Annotated in this window: 2 protein-coding genes; both read right to left on the bottom strand. The window is 64.5% G+C overall.

Annotated elements, in window-relative coordinates; genetic code table 11:
* Positions 1–36: 36 nt before the first annotated feature.
* Positions 37–885 carry an IS3 family transposase gene (locus tag HQQ88_RS19160; protein ID WP_367917060.1) on the bottom strand — a complete coding sequence of 283 codons (849 nt, stop codon included), beginning with the start codon at positions 883–885 and terminating at the stop codon, positions 37–39.
* Positions 882–1,205 (bottom strand): helix-turn-helix domain-containing protein, encoded by a 324-nt coding sequence (locus HQQ88_RS19155; RefSeq protein WP_173171128.1) that lies wholly within the window; start codon positions 1,203–1,205, stop codon positions 882–884. The genes HQQ88_RS19160 and HQQ88_RS19155 overlap by 4 nt, the downstream gene beginning before the upstream one ends.
* Between the last annotated feature and the right edge of the window lie 218 nt (positions 1,206–1,423).

Raw genomic sequence — 1,423 nt, 5'->3', positions numbered from 1 at the left:
TGAACTGGTCCCGGTTTGTTGGACCGTGAAGTCAGATTAGGCCGCGAGGGCGTGAGCTCGGTATTGAACCGGGCTCATGCCCTCGAGTCGTGCCTGGGAGCGGTCGGTGTTCCACCAGGTGATGTAGTCGTGGATCGCGGTGTCGAGCGTGGTGATGCTGTCGAAATGGGTTGGGTGGAACATCTCGGCTTTCAGATGGCCGAAGAAGTTCTCGATGATCGCGTTGTCGTGGCAGTTGCCCTTTCGCGACATCGACTGGGACGCGCCGGCAGCTGCCAGCACTGACCGCCAGGACCGGTGCTGGTAGTGGATGCCCTGGTCCGAGTGCACCAGCGGTGCCGCCCCGAGTGCGGTGTGGAGTGCGTCGCGGAGCGAGCCGTGGGTGAGTTCCAGGGTCGGGGACGTTCCGGTTCGATAGGCGATGATCTGCCGGTCGAAGAGGTCCATCACTGGTGACAGGTAGAGCTTGTACTCACCGACCCGGAACTCCGTCACGTCCGTGACCCATTTCTGGTTCGGCGCTGTCGAGGTGAAGTCCCGGTTCAGCAGGTTCGCTGCAACCTTGCCGACCTCGCCGCCGTAGGACGAGTATCGGCGTCGACGACGCACCAGGCAGACCAGGTCGTGGCGTCGCATCAACGCCAGGACCGTCTTCTTCGCCACTGGCCCGGTCCGGCGGAGCTCGGCGTGGATCCGCCGATGCCCATACCGGCCCTTGGTGCGGACGAAGATCGCGCGGATCGCGTCCGCGGTGTCAGCGTGCCGGTCAGGTTCACGCGAGCGGGCTTGCTGGTAGAAGAACGTGGAGCGGGCAAGACCGGCGATCTGCAGCAGCGTCTGGAGTGAGTGTTCGGCCTTGCAAGCGGCAACGGCTGCGGTCTTCACCGACGCCGTTGCTGCGCCTGCAAGGCCCGCAATTTTCCCAAGTACGCGTTCTCGGCCCGTAAGTACTCGTTCTCCCGCCGGAGTCGTTCCAGCTCGCTGAGCTCGGTGTCCGGCTTCGCTTTCGGGCGGCCCGTTGGGCGCGGCCGGAGGGCGTCCTCACCGTCCTTGCGAACCTGGTTCGCCCATTTGCGCAGCAGCAGCGCTGAGGAGAGCCCTCCCTCGGAAGCGAGCGCATCGGCCGGTTCCCCGGCAAGGAAGCGGCGCACGAGGTCACGTTTAACCTCGAACGAGTACGAGCGTCTGGGGGAATCCACGAGCACCTCCGGACCATGCAGCAACCACCGTTGATGCAAGCGTCGCACCGGTTTCCGTGTCACTCCTAGCCGACGAGCCGTCGCCCAATCACTCAACCCCCGACCGAACCACTCCACCGCAGCCACCCGCTGCGCACTCGTCAACGACGACGCGGTACCACCCACACGAACCATCCCCGGATCTCGAACCGACTAATCAGTCCAAGAACCGGGGACCAGTTCAC

Source organism: Curtobacterium sp. VKM Ac-2861 (assembly GCF_013204965.1).
GTDB lineage: Bacteria > Actinomycetota > Actinomycetes > Actinomycetales > Microbacteriaceae > Curtobacterium.
This window is presented reverse-complemented; position numbering and strand designations above follow the sequence as displayed.